Consider the following 18,460-nt stretch of genomic DNA (forward strand, 5'->3'; position numbering starts at 1 on the left):
GTAGAATGAGATGATAAGGGAGATGAGTAACAGGGGAAGTAGACTTGAAAAAAATAAGACTGAGACAAAATGCAGGCGAAAAAAAACCCCGCATTGCGGGGTTTCTTCTGAAATTGGTCGGCGAGAGAGGATTCGAACCTCCGACCCACTGGTCCCAAACCAGTTGCGCTACCAAGCTGCGCTACTCGCCGATTTCTTACTGCTTACTCTACATGGTCTTTCGACCTATGTCCATGTAAATCTTAATAAAATCTACATGTTTTGTGTGGTGCGAAGGGAGGGACTTGAACCCTCACGTCCGTAAGGACACTAACACCTGAAGCTAGCGCGTCTACCAATTCCGCCACCATCGCATGTTCCACAAAATTTGGGGTGGCTAATGGGGCTCGAACCCACGACAACTGGAATCACAATCCAGGGCTCTACCAACTGAGCTATAGCCACCATAACTTCCTACTACTTACAGCTTACTTCGACTTCGTCGTACGCGGCAATCTTACCACCGCAGCTCTTGCACACAAAATTAATGGTGCGCCCGACAGGATTCGAACCTGAGACCTCTGCCTCCGGAGGGCAGCGCTCTATCCAGCTGAGCTACGGGCGCTTAGCGCCGTTGCGGGTGAGGATACTACGGTTTTAATACTTGGCTGTCTAGTGCTTTTTTAGAAGAAATGGTGTGTTTGCTTACGCTTTGCACACTCTGCCGCAAAAGTCAGCTATTGCTAGCCCTCACTCCGCCCTATTCGCTGGTTTTATAGCCGCTTTGTGTCAGCTACGTTCTGTTTATGCATTCCCAAGCTAAAATAGCAGGCCGTCACCAAGCCAAGGAAAATCACCCCAACCAACAAAGATAACCGAGTATCTGGGTTAATGCCCATCCCCACTAACACACAAATCAGGAAAGCGATGGTGAGATAGTTTACATAGGGGAACATGATGGATTTAAACGGATGTTGCTTCAATGCCTCTTTGTGTACCTGTCGGAAACGCAATTGGCTGACTAAAACCACGAACCACGGCACCATGCCCGGCAACACGCTGGCGCTGTAAACATACACAAACACCTGCTGTGGATTAGGAATGATGTAATTGAGGCTCGACCCCACCAGCAAACACAAAATCGTGACGGCAATACAGTAAACCGGAACACCGCTGGCAGACAGTTTAGTCAGGACAGCCGGCAACTGGCGGTTCTTCGCCAGCGCATACAACATGCGCCCACCACTATACATGCCACTATTACACCCCGACAGCGCGGCGGTGAGCACCACAAAGTTGATAATACCCGCGGCTGAAACTATCCCTATCTTGGCAAAAGTCAGTACAAACGGGCTGCCCCCCGTCCCAATGCCGTCCCACGGGAAGATAGTGACAATCACGAAAATCGCGCCGACATAGAAAATTAGGATGCGCCAGAGGATGTTATTGATAGCTCGCTTTAATGTGACTTGCGGATTCCTCGCCTCACCCGCCGTAATCCCCACCAGTTCAACCCCCTGATAGGATGCCACCACAATACACAGCGCAAACATGAAGCCTTTCCACCCCCCAGCGAAGAAGCCGCCGTGGGCTGTCAGGTTATCAAAACCAATGGCCTGGCCGTGATTACCAAAACCGAAGAAAATAACCCCTAACCCCACCAGAATCATCACAATGATGGTGGTGACTTTGATCATCGCAAACCAGAACTCCAGCTCACCATACAGTCTGACCGCCGCGAGATTAGCCAGCGCCACTATTGCCACCCCCGCAATAGCGGGTAACCATTGCGGCATTTCTGGGAACCAAAACTGAACATACACGCCAATCGCGGTAATTTCAGATATCCCCACCGCTATCCACATAAACCAATAACCCCAAGCTGTTAGATAGCCGAAATAGGGGCTGAGATATTTATGTGCATACACGGCAAAAGAGCCGGCAACCGGCTCCAGATAGAGCATTTCGCCCATTGACCGCATAATGAAGAATACAAATAAGCCCGCAATAATATAAGCCAGTAAGACCGACGGCCCCGCCCATTTTAATGTGCTGGCAGACCCCATAAATAGCCCAACTCCAATGGTACCGCCCAACGCTATCAGTTCGATATGTCGGGCCTCCAGCCCACGGTGTAATCCTTTTTTCTCTTCGTTGTCTGCCATATATCCTCTATAACCAACTGATGTGTCTGCTCCGGATTCCCCGGTTGTTTTTATTATTCAATATAAAATTAACGACCAAATGAAACATTTAGCTTAATTATTAATACAGATTAAATAATAGAAAAACGGCCCTTGAATGACCGAAAAAACCTGATCGGCCGGTATCGTTCCGTATCTGGGTCAGATAAGCAAATAAGAAACTAAAACTTTATGGAATAAAAATACTGAAATTAATTCCATAATGGAATTAATCACTGGCAGTATTAATTAGGGAAATGAATATAGGAGGGTTTATAACCTCAGGGCCAAACTTGACCCTGAAGCCAAAAAGGTTATTACAAGCGACCGCTGTAATAATAACCAACAAACTTGAGTAACTTGAATTGACGACGGATACGGCTGGGTTGCGCCAACAGACGATATAGCCACTCCAGCCCCATATTTTGCCATATTTTGGGCGCTCGCTTAACATGGCCGGTAAAGACGTCGTAAGTGCCGCCAACCCCCATATAGAGCGCATCAGGGTATGCTTTACGGCAATCACGCATAAATATTTCCTGTTTAGGCGACCCCATGGCAACCGTGACGATTGCCGCGCCACTGGCCGCAATCCGGGCAAATAGCGCTTCGCGCTGTTCTGGAGTGAAATAACCGTCCTGACTGCCCACCAGATTCACATTCCATTGCGCACGCAACTTGGCTTCGGTTTCGGCGAGAATATCTGGCTTGCCGCCGACCAGAAATACCGGCGTCCCTTGCTGACCCGCGCGTTGCATTATCGCTTCCCACAAGTCGGCCCCCGCGACTCGCGACAGTTGCGCTTGCGGATATTTACGGCGGATAGCGCGCACCATGCTGATGCCATCGGCATACAGGTATTCAGCGTCACTAATCAGGTCACGCAGAGCGGCATCATCCTCGGCTTTCAGCAGTTTCTCTGCATTCATTGCCACCAGCGTGCCGGTCTTCACCGGGCCACTGCTCAGCAGATGATTGAGCACCTGTTCCATGTCACGAAAGCCCCAAATGTCGAAGCCACGGACACTGTATTTTGGAATATCACTGGCTTTTGGAGTATCAATAGCTTTGGGAATATCAGTATTCTGTTCCATCACGATCCTTACTGTTGGCTGCTTGCTTGGGGCGCGGATAGCGGCGTCGACTTACCCGCACGACGCTGTACCCGTTGCTTTATCAAACCCGCCGTATCGAATAACCAATACAACAATTTCGCCAGTATCAAACAGGCACCAAAAATCACACAGAAAAAGACCACTCGCGAGACAAAGGAATCTAACCCTTCGCGCGCCAACACAATAATGTTAAATACCGCCCCAAAACAGAAACTTTGCAGGATGGCGGCTTTGTAGCGATTCTTCTCTGCTTTACCTTGCTCATACAACCAATCGAACCATTTAATGATTAACCCCACCACAATGGCCCCCAGTGGGATAAACAGCACCCCGCCCATCACCACCAAAGACCCAATCAGAGTGGGGGAAATAGCCAGTCCAGAGTGGTTATCGAGCACATCCCAGGTAAAGTAATTGGCGGTATTCAAGACTAAATCAGGGCGGGCTGGCCACAAGGAACTTGGAATAAACACATAGAAATCGCGGATAATCGGCGCTAATCCCTGAAAATCTATTTTGTCGTAGTTTTGTAGCAGTAATCCGAGGTTTTCCCACGGCGAGAAAGTATCGCGCGTCAGATACAGGAAAGTGTAAAACGCTTCTGAGCCGCTCACATCCAGACCATAACGTTTCAGGGCCAACCAGAACATGCCGACAATGCCGAAGACCCCGGCTGCCGCCAGCATCCACAAGGTTATCCAGCCGCGAACAATGCCAATAAACAGGAATAATGAGAACGCGATAATGATATTAGCGCGGGTGCCGCCGACGATAACATAGGTCAGGATGCCAAATGCCACGGTGCTTGCCAGGAAGAAAAACCAGGCGCGCATATCCTGTTTGAGGAAATAGACCACCAACATCGCCGGGATAAAGAAGTAGAAAAAGCGCTTCAGCGCCACACCGGAAACATCGCTGGAGAAAATCTTACTGTAAGAATCCAGCTTGAATAGCAGGAAACCATTCTGCATAAAGAACAGGCCGACAGTGCCGATAGCCACCAGCGCCAGCAGGATCCAGGTCAAATTGGTTTCAACCCGATTCATGGTGAATATCGGCGCGCGCGGTTGGCTACGCGGCTTGCTCAGGCGGGTTTTATAACTGACATAGTAAATGCCATAAAACGCCGTGGCGGACAGCATGGCGTACAGTAAATACTCAACTGGCACCACCGCTACACCAAACTGGAACACCAACATGCAGGTCAATGGGAAGCCGAAATAGAATGTCAGCAAATAGAGCATTGAAAACAGCACATTGAAGTTAAAGCGCACCCGCCGAAACTCCTGATAGGTCAATATCAAGATAAAGATAACAGCGAGCAGATAGACACTGAAAAGACCGCCAAATTGCCCCAGCGTCATGGGTGTTCTCCTGCGGCAAGAGCCAGCGCCTGTTGCCAACCCTCGATATAGTTAGGGTTAAAGAATGCGATAGATTGCTTATCCAACCCCGCTAGCTGGCGCTGCGCCTCGCGAATCAATGGTTCATCCAAAGCATCGCCATAGAAAAGCACCGGAATATGCTGCTCAGCTAAATCTTGCCAGAATGGATTTTTACGGCTTAACACAAAGGGCACGCCAAACTGGGTCAATAAACACAGGGTGCCGATGCCTTGCTGGCGATTAAAAATGAAATAGCCCAAATCGCACTCACGCAGGATATTCAGATAGTCATCAAACGGGATCTGTTCCGTCAGAATGCGCAGGTTATCTTGCGCAAACAGCGCCAAACCCGCTTGCCTAACTCGTTCAATATACAGCTCATTATTCGCCGGATACCCCATCGGTAGAATGACTCGGGCATCAGGGCCAAATTGCTGATGAATAGATTTTAGCGCCTCAATATGGCGGTTGGTGGTATCACCCGAATTCCCCACCAGAATCGTCATTGGCCCCGCTAGCGGCTTCTCAATATTGACGCCAGTTAATGCTGGGTCCATACGGGTTGGGAAATAGAGCAATGACGCCGGAACCCGAGGATGGCGCTGTTGGAAATAAATTAAATCGCCCCGAGTTGCAAAAACGTGCCCTACCCGCCCTTGAGCAATACGGCGCAGCAGGTAAAACAGGCGGAATTTCAAGCTCTTGGCATCTTCATATAAATCCGCGCCCCAAATATGCCAATAAACCTGGTGCGGTTTGATTTTCCCACTCAGTAATGCCAGCCACAAAGTGGCATTAAACTGCCCATGCCAGAAGAAGCGCGTCTCGCGGGAAGCCTGTGCGCGGGCAATGACTGCCTCGGCCAAGCTTTTTTTATCACTGTGCGTTTCAATATCCAACTGCGGGAATGATGAGAAAGGAGCCGTTTCTTTTGCCGCCACCATAAAATGCCGCGCCTGATCGGCGGGCACGCGGGTTGTCAGCACATCATTGAAGAAGCGCAATACAGTTAGATTATGGTGCGGGATATCAGATCCCAGTACATGAATCAGGGTTGTCATTTTTTTCTACTGTAAAGAGTGTTTACGGTGATGAATGTCTACGATACATAAGGAATACGCAGCTACAGAGCGCAAAATAGACGATATAAGTGGCCATATAAGCCTGTGCCGCGCCCAAAGAGCCATTCATTGGGATTAACCAATGGGCAAACCCGGTCAACAGTAAGAACTGGCTGACTTCCGTCAGAATATAAAAACGTAAAGACGCTTTGGCAATCACCAGATAGCCGAACACGTAAGACCCGACCTTCAATACATCACCGACCAACTGCCAAGCGAAGAGGTCGCGCATGGCCGTAAACTGATGAGAAAACAACAGCCAAATAGCAAAATCACGTAATAACCAGACCATCAAACTGGCGGTCGCTACAGCCGGTAACACAAATTTCAATGAGCGCAGAATTTCACGGGAAATATCTGCTTTAGCTTTGAGCCTTGAGAGTGTCGGCAGCAAATAGACGGTAAATGACGCTGTGATAAATTGTAGATAAGCATCTGAAATACTGCTTACCCCTTGCCAAATCCCGACAGCATCCCAGCCATAGCGGTCAGCCAGCAAGTTACGCATCATCACATAGGCAACCGGCAAGGTTACCGAGGTAATCAACGCCATAATGGTAAATTTACCCAAATGGCTGGCTAATGCTTTGTCCCAGCTAAGTTTAAGATAGCTGAGCGGAATAGTCTTGCGCCGAATCAACATGGCGACAGCAGGAATAACCACCAGCGCGGGGACTAATGCCAAGCCCAATAGCGCGCCAGGATAACCGCCGATCCGGAAGCAAATATAATACGCGACTACGCCAATCAGACTGCCGCCGATCACCGCCAGCGCATTACCCATCGCATCGCGATAGCCTTTGAGAATGGCTAAAAACAGGTTGGCGTAGGCAATCCCCATTTGGATAAACGCCACCGCTCGCACCACATTCTGGTAATCAGCATGGCCGAATAACGCAATACTGACCGGTTTAGCCGCCAACAGGAAAACCAATGCCAGCAGCGTTGAAAACCCCAGCACAATCGCTGATGACGTCCCCACAACGGCTCGCAAACGTTCAGGTTGCTGATGATATTCAGCAACATATTTAGTAATACCGTTAAAGATACCCGCGCCGGAGAGCACGCCTAATACCGTAATTAACTGGCGGAAGTTACCCGCCTGCCCAACACCACTGGGGCCAAAGGTCACCGCCAGCAGTTTTACCACTAACAACCCTACGCCGATTTTAATCAGCGTAGAGCCAGCAGTCCAAATCGATGCTTTTGCCAGAGACATATCAGGCGAAGAAACTCAGAACAGTATTAATGACCGTGCTCTGATTCACATCAGTCAGGTTATAGAAGATCGGCAAGCGCACCAGACGCTCACTTTCTTGGGTGGTAAAGCGGTCTTCACCGTCCATACGCCCAAATTCCTCACCTGCCGGACAAGCATGCAATGGAATGTAGTGGAATACCGCCATGATCTCAGCTTCTTTTAAGTAGCTGATGAACGCAGAACGCTCTTCAATATCACGCAGTTTGATATAAAACATGTGCGCGTTCTGTTCCAGATTGTCAGGGATCACCGGTAAATCAATGCACCCAGCATCAGCCAAGGGTTTGAAAGCATTATAGTAAGTATGCCACAGCCCCAGACGGCGTTCGTTGATTTGATCCGCTGCTTCCAACTGACCCCATAGATAGGCGGCCTGCAAATCAGACATCAAATAACTGGAGCCAATATCACGCCAGGTATATTTGTCGACCAGTCCACGGAAGAACTGGCTACGGTTAGTCCCTTTCTCACGGATAACTTCAGCGCGGTCAATCAGTGATTTGTCATTGATTAGCGTCGCCCCGCCTTCACCACCCGCCGTGTAGTTTTTAGTCTCATGGAAGCTAAAGCAACCAATATGGCCGATAGTGCCCAGTGCTTTGCCTTTGTAAGTCGACATCACGCCCTGCGCAGCATCTTCTACCACAAACAAATTATGCTTTTTCGCCAGCGCCATGATGGTGTCCATCTCACAGGCCACGCCTGCATAATGAACCGGCACGATAACGCGAGTTTTGTCGGTAATAGCCGCTTCAATCTTGGTTTCATCAATATTCATGGTGTCTGGGCGGATATCCACAAACACCACTTTCGCGCCACGCAATACAAAGGCGTTGGCCGTCGAAACGAAGGTAAAGCTTGGCATAATGACTTCATCGCCGGGTTTGATATCCAGCAGCAACGCGGCCATTTCCAATGAGGCTGTGCAAGAGGGAGTCAGTAACACTTTCGGGCAATCGAAACGTTTCTCCATCCACTGCTGGCAACGACGGGTAAAACCACCATCACCGCATAATTTACCGCTACTCATTGCGGCTTGCATATAACCCAATTCGGTGCCGACTACCGGTGGAGCGTTAAATGGAATCATCTCATCCCCTGCATAACCAATACGCGGTGCTCTCAATCGAGGCCCCGCTGCGAATATAAAGGCGTAAAGCAGCAATGTTACTCATCTGTGTAGCTACCCGTAATCGGTGTAACCCATGATTGTGGCACCATTGCTTTGCCGCCGACATTAATGATGAACCAATACCTTTCCCCTGAGCTTCAGGGAACACCGCCAACAGACCAATACGCGCACTGCCATCTTGCAAATCACGTAATGTCACAAACCCCGCAGGTTGCCCCGATGCATCCATTACCAGCAAACATTGATGGTCGAAAGTGCCCAATACGGCCTTCTCCGCCCATAATGCATAAAATCGCCCGCTGTCCTGTGGGTCATACCACGGGGCGCGAAAGCGGCTTAATGCAAAAGCACGGGCAGCAACACTGCGCAATAGCGGGATATCGGCGGTTGTGGCGATCCGCTGTTGATAGGTTCCGGTATCTGCCTGAGATATAGCATTTTCCGTGCCAACCGCATCGTTTTCCTCAACGGGCAGCGACAAATCAACTTCGCCTTCGACTAATTTGAAGTCAAGTTGACCAAGAGAATCAATGAGATCAAGGCGGTGGGTAGGAACTTTGGCTTGGATTAGGGTAAAAGCATCCAACTCAGCCGGGTTAAGTTGCGGGGCTGAGTCGGAGAAAATCAGTTTTGCACTCCGGCGCTGGAAAAATTCACTTTCCCAGGCCAGCGGCTCAATATTGGCGTGGACGGGCATGGAGCAAGTCCAACAGATATTTGCCATAACCGGTTTTGGCTAACGCCGTGGCTGCGCGCTTAACGCCATCGTCATCCAACCAGCCATTGCGCCAGGAGATTTCTTCCAGACAGGCAATTTTGAAACCTTGACGTTTTTCAACGGTTTGCACAAAGGTACTGGCTTCAATCAAGCTGTCATGGGTGCCAGTATCAAGCCAGGCAAAACCACGGCCTAATAATTCTACCGTCAGTTCGCCGCGCTCTAAATACATTTGGTTGATGCTGGTTATTTCCAGCTCACCGCGTTCCGATGGCTTAACTTGTTTAGCAAAATCAACCACTTGATTGTCATAGAAATAAAGCCCGGTCACCGCCCAATTGGACTTCGGTTGACTCGGTTTCTCTTCAATCGACAATGCGCGGAAGTTGTCATCAAACTCCACCACGCCAAAACGCTCTGGGTCCATGACTTGATAGCCGAAGACAGTTGCCCCGTGCTCACGCGCCGCGACAGATTTCAATTTCGGGCTAAAGCCCTGACCGAAATAGATATTATCGCCGAGTACCAGACAGCAAGGTTCATGGCCGATAAACTCTTCGCCGATGATAAATGCTTGTGCCAGCCCATCGGGGCTAGGTTGCGCGGCATAACTCAGATTGATACCAAACTCTTCACCATTACCCAGCAAGCGCTGGAATGACGGTAAATCTTCTGGAGTGGAAATAATCAGAATGTCGCGGATCCCCGCCAGCATCAGCACTGACAGCGGATAGTAAATCATCGGCTTATCATAAACAGGAAGCAGTTGCTTAGAGACACCACGGGTGATGGGGTGCAACCTCGTGCCGGAACCGCCAGCCAGAATTATGCCTTTCATTCGATCTCCTGAGACATACAATGCCTTGAAAACATCATGGTCTTGAAAACATTATAGTTTTGAAAACATCATAGTTTTGAAAACATCATGCAAAATATTGAATGATGTCATCCCAATGATTAATAAAGTTCGAACCTATCGTCAGTCACCCAACGAAATACTCTATAGATTTCAAGGTGCAGGAAGACGGCAAGCAAGGAAACCCCGATGAGCTGACATAAGTCAGTGATTCGGGTGACCGAGCGCAGCCAACACATCTGCAACTTGAAAGATGAAGAGTATCAGTCACTCAAGCCCAGACGCTCACCGGCGTAAGAACCGTCCTGAACACGACGCCACCAAGATTCATTATTCAAATACCATAATACGGTTTTGCGAATACCACTTTCGAAAGTCTCCTGCGGCCGCCAGCCCAGTTCCCGCTCAATTTTGCTGGCATCGATGGCATAGCGCATATCATGGCCTGGGCGGTCTTTGACGTAGGTAATCAGGTCACAATAGTGAGCAATTCCTGCCGGTTTTTCTGGAACCAATTCATCCAAAAGTGTGCAGATAGTCTCAACCACTTCAATATTCTTGCGCTCGTTATGACCGCCAATATTGTAAGTTTCGCCCACCACACCCTCGGTCACCACTTGATACAAGGCCCGGGCGTGATCTTCAACATACAGCCAATCACGAACCTGTGCGCCATTGCCATACACTGGCAGCGGTTTACCCGCGAGCGCATTCAGAATGACCAGTGGGATCAATTTCTCAGGGAAATGATATGGGCCATAATTATTGGAACAATTGGTCACCAAAGTCGGTAAACCATAGGTTCGCAACCACGCGCGAACTAAATGGTCGCTAGAGGCTTTAGATGCAGAATAAGGGCTACTTGGCGCATAAGGCGTGGTTTCGGTGAATAAATCATCGGTGCCGTGTAGGTCGCCATACACTTCATCAGTGGAGATATGATGGAAGCGAAACGCCAGTTTTTCCTCTGCACTCAGTTGCTGCCAGTAATGACGCGCCGCTTCCAACATCTGGTAAGTGCCCACGACATTGGTCTCGATAAAGGCCGCTGGGCCATCAATAGAGCGGTCAACATGGCTTTCTGCTGCCAAATGCATCACCACATCCGGTCGATATTGTGCAAAAACCCGATCCAGCTCAGCGCGGTCACAGATATCAACCTGTTCAAAAGCGTAGCGCTCGCTGTGAGCAACCACTGCCAGTGACTCCAAATTGCCCGCGTAGGTCAGTTTATCCACCACCACTACGCTATCTGAGGTGCCATCGATAATATGTCTTACCACGGCAGAGCCGATAAAACCGGCCCCACCTGTGACTAGAATACGTCTCAACGCCATACTCCTTTAGTGTCCACAATCCATGATTGCTTCACATCTTCTGGTTTGATGGCTTTGAATTGGCTGTGATCTACCAGCATCACCAGCACATCTGCTTGCTGCAAGGCAGTTGCGGTATCTTTCAGGGTAACGTGCCCCGCCAGTGACTTCGGCAATTGCTCAACATTCGGCTCAACCACCAGCGTTTCACCGGTGTGCCATTGTGCAATCAAATGGGCGATTTCAACCGCCGGACTTTCGCGCAGGTCATCAATATTGGGTTTAAATGCCAAACCGAAGCAGGCAATTTTTACTTCAGATGCACGTTTGTCAGTGGCCGCCAGACAATCAGCAACGGCCGCTTTAACGCGGTCAACCACCCACAGCGGTTTACCGTCATTAACCAGACGCGCAGTATGAATCAGGCGGGCCAATTGTGGATTTTGAGAAACAATAAACCATGGGTCAACAGCAATACAGTGGCCGCCAACACCAGGGCCTGGCTGCAAGATATTCACGCGCGGATGGCGGTTCGCCAGGCGAATCAGCTCCCACACATTGATTCCCTGCTCATCACAAATCAGTGACAGTTCATTGGCGAAAGCAATGTTAACGTCGCGGAAGCTGTTTTCAGTCAGCTTGCACATTTCTGCGGTGCGGGAGTTGGTCACCACACATTCGCCTTCCAGGAAGATTTTGTACAACTCACTGGCGCGGGCAGAACATTTCGGCGTCATACCGCCGATAACACGGTCATTTTGAATCAGTTCAACCATCACCTGGCCCGGCAATACGCGCTCTGGGCAATAAGCGATGTTAATGTCTGCCTCTTCACCCGCGTTCTGTGGGAAGCTCAAATCAGGGCGAGCTTCAGCCAGCCATTGGGCCATTTGCTCTGTGGCTCCCACCGGAGAAGTGGACTCCAAAATGACCAAATCACCTTTTTTCAAAACAGGGGCAATAGATTTAGCGGCGGATTCTACATACACCATATCCGGCTCATGATCGCCTTTAAAAGGTGTCGGCACGGCAATAAGAAACGCATCGGCAGCCAGCGGTTTGGTTACGGCTTGCAAGTAACCGCCTTCGACAGCAATCTTCACCACTTTATCTAAATCCGGCTCCACGATATGGATTGCACCGCGATTAATGGTTTCAACCGCATGGGCGTTGACGTCCACGCCAATCACTTTCTTCTTGCGCGACGCGAAAGCAGCAGCAGTTGGCAGACCAATATACCCAAGACCGATAACAGAAATAGTGTCAAAACTCATAGCGTCACCTGATGATTCTTTAAAGCTTCAAGGATGCGTTGACAGGCATGCCCGTCACCGTAAGGATTATGCGCCCGTGACATTTGATGATAGGCAGTTTCATCAGTCAGCAAGCGGGTCACTGCATCGACAATTTTATTAATATTAGTGCCCACCAACAAAACTGTACCAGAATCGACGGCTTCCGGGCGCTCAGTGGTGTCCCGCATCACTAATACCGGCTTCCCTAATGAAGGCGCTTCTTCCTGAATACCACCGGAATCCGTCAGGATCAGGTAGGCGTGATTCATCAGGTAAACGAATGGTAGGTAATCTTGCGGGTCGATCAGGATGATATTATCAATCCCTTTCAAGATGCGGTTGACCGGCTCACTGACGTTAGGGTTGAGATGCACCGGATAAACCACCTGTACCTCAGGATGTTTAAGCGCAATTTCAGCTAATGCACTACAAATCCGCTCAAAACCGCCACCAAAACTCTCACGACGATGGCCCGTCACCAGAATCATCTTCTTATTGGTATCGATGAATGGATAACGCTCCGCCAAACTATCGCGTAATTCTGGGTTGTTCATCACCCGATCACGGACCCAGAACAGCGCATCAATCACGGTATTGCCGGTCACGAAAATGCGGTTGTCTGGCACCATCTCGCGTAGCAAGTTTTGCCGCGAGTTCTCTGTCGGAGCAAAATGATACATAGCAAGGTGGCCGGTCAGTTGGCGGTTAGCTTCTTCTGGCCACGGTGAATAGAGATCCCCGGTGCGTAAGCCCGCTTCAACATGACCAACAGGAATACGTTGATAGAATGCGGCAAGACTGGTCGATAACGTCGTTGTGGTATCGCCATGCACTAAGATTACATCCGGCTTAAACTCCTCCAGAACGGGCTTTAGCCCTTCCAGAATACGGCAGGTTATTTCCGTTAATCCCTGTCCCGGCTTCATGATATTCAAATCATAGTCCGGCTGAATCTCAAATAAACGCAGCACTTGGTCCAGCATCTCACGATGTTGAGCCGTGACGCAGACTCTTGATTCAAAGGCTTCATCCTGAGCCAAAGCATGCACCAGAGGAGCCATTTTAATGGCTTCAGGCCGGGTGCCAAAAACAGTCAACACTTTCACAGTGAATCTCTTTAAGGTCAGTTAGCCGCAGACAATGCCTGCAAGTTGGGCGCACAATGCGCCCATTACTGGTCAATCTTTTACTGATCAATATGTTACTGATCAAGAATACTTAGCACTTACAGTACGGGTTATGCTTGCGTACTGGTACGGCGAACCAACACCACGCCTGCGCCAACCAATGCGCCAATCGCGCCCCACATAATCAACAGGAATACGCGACGCGGGCTATCACGGGTAACAGGATCTTCTGGTGTTCGTAAGTAACGGTAAGCCTGGAAGGTTTTATCCAGCGTCGGGCCGACATTCAATGTTGCCAACATTGCTCGGTTCTGATCATAATCAATATCAAAACTTGGGCCGGTAGCCTGCAATGTCTCTAGCCGGGCTTCGAGCATTGGTTTACCTAACATAAACATTTTAGAATCGGGTAATTGTTCAGCCGGCGTATCGGTTTGACTGCGATTAATTCCTTGCTGGCTGGCCACTTTCAAAGCTTGCTTAACCGCAGAAATTTCACGATCGTACACCGCTTGAGCAACGGCTTCTTGCCGTTTAACCTGCGCTTTCATTGACTGAGTGCGAGCAGCCCATGCGCCTTCAATCTCATCATTCAAGTGACTGGCAGCACGTTGGCTAGCAAAATCAATATAACTGCGCAGCAGTTTATTGGAATCGGTGGCGGTTTCTGCCGTCAATTTAATGCTGTCATTCAGTATTTTTTTGTCATCACGCGGGGTGAAAACAATATTATTCACCAGCTCATCGAGTAATGCCGCATCCGCCTTAGCATCACCCTCTAACCGCTGTTTGTAATAATCAGTTTGTAGCCAAAAATCACGGCGCGTATCGTAAGCGGCTAACTGAGTAATAAATTCGCTGTACGCTTCGTCAGCAATACCGGGTTGCTCACTGGCAACACCACTATTGTTACGGCTATCAAGGTTGCGCAAAAATTGCTGCTGAGAGTAATAACCGCCCAAATTATTGACAGTTGGCCTGTCTGTAATGGCTGTCGCACTCCACTGCTGTTTTACCAAGTAGGAAACACCCAGCGCTATTGCAGCAAAAAGAATTGCCATACCGATAATCCACACTTTACCGCGCCAAAGAGTACGGCACAGGCTGCGGATATCTAACTCGTTATCCATAACTGGCTCGTTATGGGTAGATCCTGTTTTATCAGTCGACATAGATTCTGGTTTCATCACTGCCTAAAAGCCTCTGGTTAAGATTCATGCTTATTTTGCGATGCACGGCGCATCCGACGCTTGATACGTTTGATAAAACGCGCCACTCGCCATGCCCGTTTTATGCAGTAGCCATACAACAGAAATGCAAGCAAGAATAATGCCAACATGACCCATTCAGGGATAAATGTTAGCCGTTCGCCGATAACGCCCACTCCCGCTAACAATGCCGCAGCTAGAGTGATTAAGACAAATGCTTGTCGTGAAGTAAAACCGGCGCGCATGATTAAGTGATGGATATGTTGGCGGTCGGGGGAGAAAGGACTCATTCCTTTACGCAAACGCCGATACATGATGGCAATCATATCCATCAATGGAATTGCAATAATCCACAATGCGGTGACCGGGTTAATGGGATGGGAATTCCCCTGTGTGCTTTGCAATAGTATCCAAATTGCGGTGAAACCAATCAGCGTACTACCCGCATCACCCATAAAGACTTTATAACGGCGACCCAGCAACCCAAGGTTAAGCAAAATATAAGGCAAGATGGCGGCGATCATCGCAAAACACCATAGCGCTAATGCCATTTGTCCGCTTTGATACAGTAAAAGACCCATGGCACCGAAAGAGACACAAGACAGCCCTCCCAGTAAACCATCAATGCCATCGACCATATTGAAAGCGTTTATCGCCGCCCATACTGCGAACAGTGTGACAACATAACCGAACGGCCCTAATACCATCTCCCACGGGCCAAATACATGCCCCAAGCTGCGTAAATAAAGCCCTGCGGCTGCCATCATGGCAATACCGACCAATGCTTGTACAAAAGCTCGGATTTTTACACTGATATCGAAGCGATCGTCTAAAGCACCAACGAACACCAATAAACCAGCACACCCCAGATATAAGTGGAAATGTGGGATCTGTTGGTTAGTTATCAGGAAAGTAAAACAAATACCCGCAAACACGGATATTCCGCCCACTAATGGGATCAATCCTTGGTGACGTTTGCGATAGTTAGGTTTATCAACTAATCCAATTTTCTTGGCAACTTTGCGAGCTACAAATAAAAATGCCAGAGAAAACAGAAAAATAACAAATATTTCAGTACTCATAGTGAGTAAATTCACGTTTAACCGCTCTCTGCAAAAAGATACGACAGCTTAGCATGTGGCTTGGCGTATACCACGCCTTCCCTATGCCTTCCCTATGCTTTCAGTTATTTCTGAATATGATGACAGCCTTACTTACTATTCCCAACTCTATTTTTACTATTTTCTCGTTATCCCTTTCATATTTGAAGCCGCAGGGGCACTGCACGTTCTCATCGGGATTGGCTTATTTATTGTCGACCTGCCACTCAAAACTCTTTGGATATATAAAGAAGAATAAGTATAGAAAATAGGCATTGGTTTGATTGCGTCATTCACTAGGTAGATAACAATCCCGACTATCGTATAGCCCAAATGCAAAAAACGCCACGTCTGAGCGTGGCGTTTTGATTAATTTAGCTAAACTTATGAACGTCTCATGTTATCGAAGAACTGATCGTTGGTTTTCGCTGTTGCCAGTTTACTGATGAGGAATTCCATTGCATCGATCTCACCCATTGGATGAAGAATTCGACGTAAAATCCACATTTTTTGTAGCTCTTCAGTCGTTGTCAGCAACTCTTCTTTACGCGTACCAGAGCGGTTGAAATCAATAGCTGGGAACACGCGTTTCTCTGCAATTTTGCGAGAAAGATGCAATTCCATGTTGCCGGTACCTTTAAATTCTTCATAGATAACTTCATCCATTTTAGAACCGGTATCAACCAACGCGGTGGCAATGATGGTCAGGCTACCGCCCTCTTCAACATTACGTGCAGCACCAAAGAAACGCTTAGGACGATGTAAGGCGTTAGCGTCCACACCACCGGTCAAAACCTTACCTGAAGCAGGTACGACGGTGTTGTATGCACGTGCCAGACGGGTAATCGAATCCAGTAAAATGATAACGTCTTTTTTATGTTCAACCAGACGTTTCGCTTTCTCGATAACCATTTCAGCAACTTGGACGTGACGGGATGCTGGTTCGTCGAAAGTTGAAGCAATTACTTCACCTTTAACCAGACGTTGCATCTCGGTAACTTCTTCCGGACGCTCGTCAATCAGCAAGACCATTAATACGCAATCAGGGTGATTGTAAGCAATGCTGGTAGCAATATTCTGCAACAGCATAGTTTTACCCGCTTTTGGCGGAGCGACAATCAACCCACGCTGACCACGACCGATTGGCGATGCCAAATCAAGTACACGGGCAGTTAAATCTTCTGTCGAACCATTACCACGTTCCATCCGCAGACGAGAATTAGCATGTAATGGGGTTAAGTTTTCGAACAGGATTTTGTTACGGGCGTTTTCCGGTTTGTCGTAGTTAACTTCGTTAACTTTCAACAATGCAAAATAACGCTCACCCTCTTTCGGTGGACGAATCTTACCGGCAACGGTATCACCAGTGCGAAGGTTGAAACGGCGAATTTGGCTTGGGGATACATAGATGTCGTCGGGGCCGGCGAGGTAGGAGCTGTCTGCTGAACGGAGGAAACCAAATCCATCCTGCAATATCTCCAATACACCGTCACCGAAGATATCTTCTCCACTTTTCGCGTGCTGCTTAAGGATAGAGAAAATAATATCTTGTTTACGCATCCGGGCCAGGTTTTCCAGCCCCATATTTTCGCCAAGTGTTATCAGATCAGAAACCGGCGTGTTCTTTAATTCGGTAAGATTCATAATGGTGGGTTCTTAAACTCGGGGTATGTCTCGAACTATGGTCGTGAATGGTATGGCAGCGTCATCCGTGCCTGTTTAACGGGACATTCAATCACCGGCCTTGGCCAAACTACGCAAGTAATGACTTACGCAAGCTTGCGCGACTCAACGGTGTAAAGATTGAAGGTGCCTTAGACTGATTTTGTAAAACACTAGACTGTCAAAAACCGATTGAGTTCATAGATATTCTCAACACAAATTATTTCGACATAGAGTAAAACTTTAGATTCAAACTATTTAGATGCTACAGACTATTTATTAGATACTAAAGAATAAGCTAGATGCTACAAACCCGGACTCAATACACAGGAATGTTCTATATGCAGTAGGCTAAACTTAACACGCTTCTTTGCGGGCGTCTAGCGGTCAGTGTGAGAAATCACAACTGCCGCTAAACATACCCTACAGCCTTGAAGCTGCAGCGGTGTACGACTCTGACTCACCCGGATCTCTGACCTAAGTCAGCTTATCGGGATTATGGGCCTCATCAGAAACTCACCCTACGAGCCAGCGCAAGCGCTGTTCAAAATGGTTTACAACCAATTTGTCGCTCGTTTGCTCCCTGGCTGCAACACCAATAACTTTGAGTATTAACGGCTAACGCCGCTTACAGATTCGCATCCAAGAATTCTTTAAGCTGACCCTTAGACAAAGCACCTACCTTGGTTGCCACTACTTCACCATCACGGAATAACAACAGCGTAGGGATACCACGGATACCGTATTTCGGCGCAGTGGCTTGGTTATCATCAATATTCAATTTAGTGATGGTAAGTCTACCTTCATACTCTTCAGCAATTTCATCCAAAATCGGAGCAATCATCTTGCACGGACCACACCATTCAGCCCAGAAATCAACCAGAACCAGGCCATCGGCTTCCAGCACTTTAGTGCCGAAGCTTTCGTCACTCAGGTGAATAATTTTATCGCTCATGTTCTACTCCAAAGGATTGTGTCTACCTCGTTGGTGTAGCATTAACC

At 48.4% G+C, this 18,460-nt stretch carries 15 protein-coding genes and 4 tRNA genes; all 19 read right to left on the bottom strand.

The window, feature by feature from the left end:
* Nucleotides 1-114 precede the first annotated feature (114 nt).
* Nucleotides 115-191, bottom strand: a tRNA-Pro gene (locus tag OP863_RS18805).
* Nucleotides 192-266: 75 nt separating this feature from the next.
* Nucleotides 267-353: transfer RNA gene (locus tag OP863_RS18810), tRNA-Leu, on the bottom strand.
* A gap of 15 nt (nt 354-368) precedes the next feature.
* Nucleotides 369-444, bottom strand: a tRNA-His gene (locus tag OP863_RS18815).
* 83 nt (nt 445-527) lie between these two features.
* Nucleotides 528-604, bottom strand: a tRNA-Arg gene (locus OP863_RS18820).
* A 148-nt stretch (nt 605-752) separates the two neighbouring features.
* Nucleotides 753-2,144, bottom strand: coding sequence for a bifunctional threonine/serine APC transporter ThrP (gene thrP / locus OP863_RS18825; protein WP_145589494.1), 1,392 nt, complete (start codon nt 2,142-2,144; stop codon nt 753-755).
* Between the two features lie 335 nt (nt 2,145-2,479).
* Entirely contained in the window at nt 2,480-3,256 is a 777-nt protein-coding gene (wecG, locus tag OP863_RS18830; RefSeq protein ID WP_038638164.1) for a lipopolysaccharide N-acetylmannosaminouronosyltransferase, read from the bottom strand.
* Nucleotides 3,257-3,264: 8 nt separating this feature from the next.
* Nucleotides 3,265-4,641 (bottom strand): ECA oligosaccharide polymerase, encoded by a 1,377-nt coding sequence (gene wzyE, locus OP863_RS18835; RefSeq protein ID WP_038638162.1) that lies wholly within the window; start codon nt 4,639-4,641, stop codon nt 3,265-3,267.
* Nucleotides 4,638-5,723, bottom strand: a complete 1,086-nt coding sequence (locus OP863_RS18840) for a TDP-N-acetylfucosamine:lipid II N-acetylfucosaminyltransferase (RefSeq protein WP_038638160.1) — start codon at nt 5,721-5,723, stop codon at nt 4,638-4,640. Before OP863_RS18840 ends, wzyE begins: the two co-directional genes overlap by 4 nt.
* Before the next feature lie 22 nt (nt 5,724-5,745).
* Nucleotides 5,746-7,002, bottom strand: coding sequence for a lipid III flippase WzxE (gene wzxE / locus OP863_RS18845; protein WP_038638157.1), 1,257 nt, complete (start codon nt 7,000-7,002; stop codon nt 5,746-5,748).
* A gap of 1 nt (nt 7,003) precedes the next feature.
* A complete protein-coding gene (gene rffA / locus OP863_RS18850) occupies nt 7,004-8,134 on the bottom strand; it encodes a dTDP-4-amino-4,6-dideoxygalactose transaminase (protein ID WP_145591036.1) in 1,131 nt (376 codons plus the stop codon).
* A gap of 1 nt (nt 8,135) precedes the next feature.
* Nucleotides 8,136-8,873, bottom strand: a complete 738-nt coding sequence (gene rffC, locus OP863_RS18855) for a dTDP-4-amino-4,6-dideoxy-D-galactose acyltransferase (protein WP_265525704.1) — start codon at nt 8,871-8,873, stop codon at nt 8,136-8,138.
* Complete coding sequence (gene rfbA, locus OP863_RS18860; protein ID WP_038638148.1) at nt 8,851-9,732, bottom strand: glucose-1-phosphate thymidylyltransferase RfbA; 882 nt, start codon at nt 9,730-9,732, stop codon at nt 8,851-8,853. The genes rffC and rfbA overlap by 23 nt, the downstream gene beginning before the upstream one ends.
* A 281-nt stretch (nt 9,733-10,013) precedes the next feature.
* The gene (rffG, locus tag OP863_RS18865; RefSeq protein WP_172667628.1) at nt 10,014-11,087 is read right to left on the bottom strand and encodes a dTDP-glucose 4,6-dehydratase; all 1,074 of its coding nucleotides are present in this window, start codon (nt 11,085-11,087) and stop codon (nt 10,014-10,016) included.
* On the bottom strand, nt 11,078-12,340 hold the full coding sequence (wecC, locus tag OP863_RS18870) for a UDP-N-acetyl-D-mannosamine dehydrogenase (protein WP_038638146.1): 1,263 nt from the start codon (nt 12,338-12,340) through the stop codon (nt 11,078-11,080). Before wecC ends, rffG begins: the two co-directional genes overlap by 10 nt.
* Nucleotides 12,337-13,467, bottom strand: coding sequence for a non-hydrolyzing UDP-N-acetylglucosamine 2-epimerase (gene wecB, locus OP863_RS18875; RefSeq protein ID WP_038638142.1), 1,131 nt, complete (start codon nt 13,465-13,467; stop codon nt 12,337-12,339). Before wecB ends, wecC begins: the two co-directional genes overlap by 4 nt.
* A gap of 131 nt (nt 13,468-13,598) precedes the next feature.
* Nucleotides 13,599-14,675: an ECA polysaccharide chain length modulation protein gene (gene wzzE, locus OP863_RS18880; protein WP_265525705.1), complete on the bottom strand. Its 1,077-nt coding sequence runs from the start codon at nt 14,673-14,675 to the stop codon at nt 13,599-13,601.
* A gap of 20 nt (nt 14,676-14,695) precedes the next feature.
* Nucleotides 14,696-15,793, bottom strand: a complete 1,098-nt coding sequence (gene wecA, locus OP863_RS18885) for a UDP-N-acetylglucosamine--undecaprenyl-phosphate N-acetylglucosaminephosphotransferase (protein ID WP_072089248.1) — start codon at nt 15,791-15,793, stop codon at nt 14,696-14,698.
* A 387-nt stretch (nt 15,794-16,180) separates the two neighbouring features.
* Complete coding sequence (gene rho, locus OP863_RS18890; RefSeq protein ID WP_004704159.1) at nt 16,181-17,440, bottom strand: transcription termination factor Rho; 1,260 nt, start codon at nt 17,438-17,440, stop codon at nt 16,181-16,183.
* A 646-nt stretch (nt 17,441-18,086) separates the two neighbouring features.
* Nucleotides 18,087-18,413, bottom strand: coding sequence for a thioredoxin TrxA (trxA, locus tag OP863_RS18895; RefSeq protein WP_004393133.1), 327 nt, complete (start codon nt 18,411-18,413; stop codon nt 18,087-18,089).
* Nucleotides 18,414-18,460 lie beyond the last annotated feature (47 nt).

It is taken from the genome of Yersinia sp. SCPM-O-B-9106 (C-191) (genome assembly GCF_026183365.1).
Taxonomy (GTDB): domain Bacteria; phylum Pseudomonadota; class Gammaproteobacteria; order Enterobacterales; family Enterobacteriaceae; genus Yersinia; species Yersinia rochesterensis.

Bases quoted from the DNA above. Each gene is read 5' to 3' on its own strand.
- thrP (WP_145589494.1), bottom strand. From the start codon at position 2,144: ATGGCAGACAACGAAGAGAAAAAAGGATTACACCGTGGGCTGGAGGCC.
- wecG (WP_038638164.1), bottom strand. From the start codon at position 3,256: ATGGAACAGAATACTGATATTCCCAAAGCTATTGATACTCCAAAAGCC.
- wzyE (WP_038638162.1), bottom strand. From the start codon at position 4,641: ATGACGCTGGGGCAATTTGGCGGTCTTTTCAGTGTCTATCTGCTCGCT.
- OP863_RS18840 (WP_038638160.1), bottom strand. From the start codon at position 5,723: ATGACAACCCTGATTCATGTACTGGGATCTGATATCCCGCACCATAAT.
- wzxE (WP_038638157.1), bottom strand. From the start codon at position 7,002: ATGTCTCTGGCAAAAGCATCGATTTGGACTGCTGGCTCTACGCTGATT.
- rffA (WP_145591036.1), bottom strand. From the start codon at position 8,134: ATGATTCCATTTAACGCTCCACCGGTAGTCGGCACCGAATTGGGTTAT.
- rffC (WP_265525704.1), bottom strand. From the start codon at position 8,873: ATGCCCGTCCACGCCAATATTGAGCCGCTGGCCTGGGAAAGTGAATTT.
- rfbA (WP_038638148.1), bottom strand. From the start codon at position 9,732: ATGAAAGGCATAATTCTGGCTGGCGGTTCCGGCACGAGGTTGCACCCC.
- rffG (WP_172667628.1), bottom strand. From the start codon at position 11,087: ATGGCGTTGAGACGTATTCTAGTCACAGGTGGGGCCGGTTTTATCGGC.
- wecC (WP_038638146.1), bottom strand. From the start codon at position 12,340: ATGAGTTTTGACACTATTTCTGTTATCGGTCTTGGGTATATTGGTCTG.
- wzzE (WP_265525705.1), bottom strand. From the start codon at position 14,675: ATGAAACCAGAATCTATGTCGACTGATAAAACAGGATCTACCCATAAC.
- rho (WP_004704159.1), bottom strand. From the start codon at position 17,440: ATGAATCTTACCGAATTAAAGAACACGCCGGTTTCTGATCTGATAACA.
- trxA (WP_004393133.1), bottom strand. From the start codon at position 18,413: ATGAGCGATAAAATTATTCACCTGAGTGACGAAAGCTTCGGCACTAAA.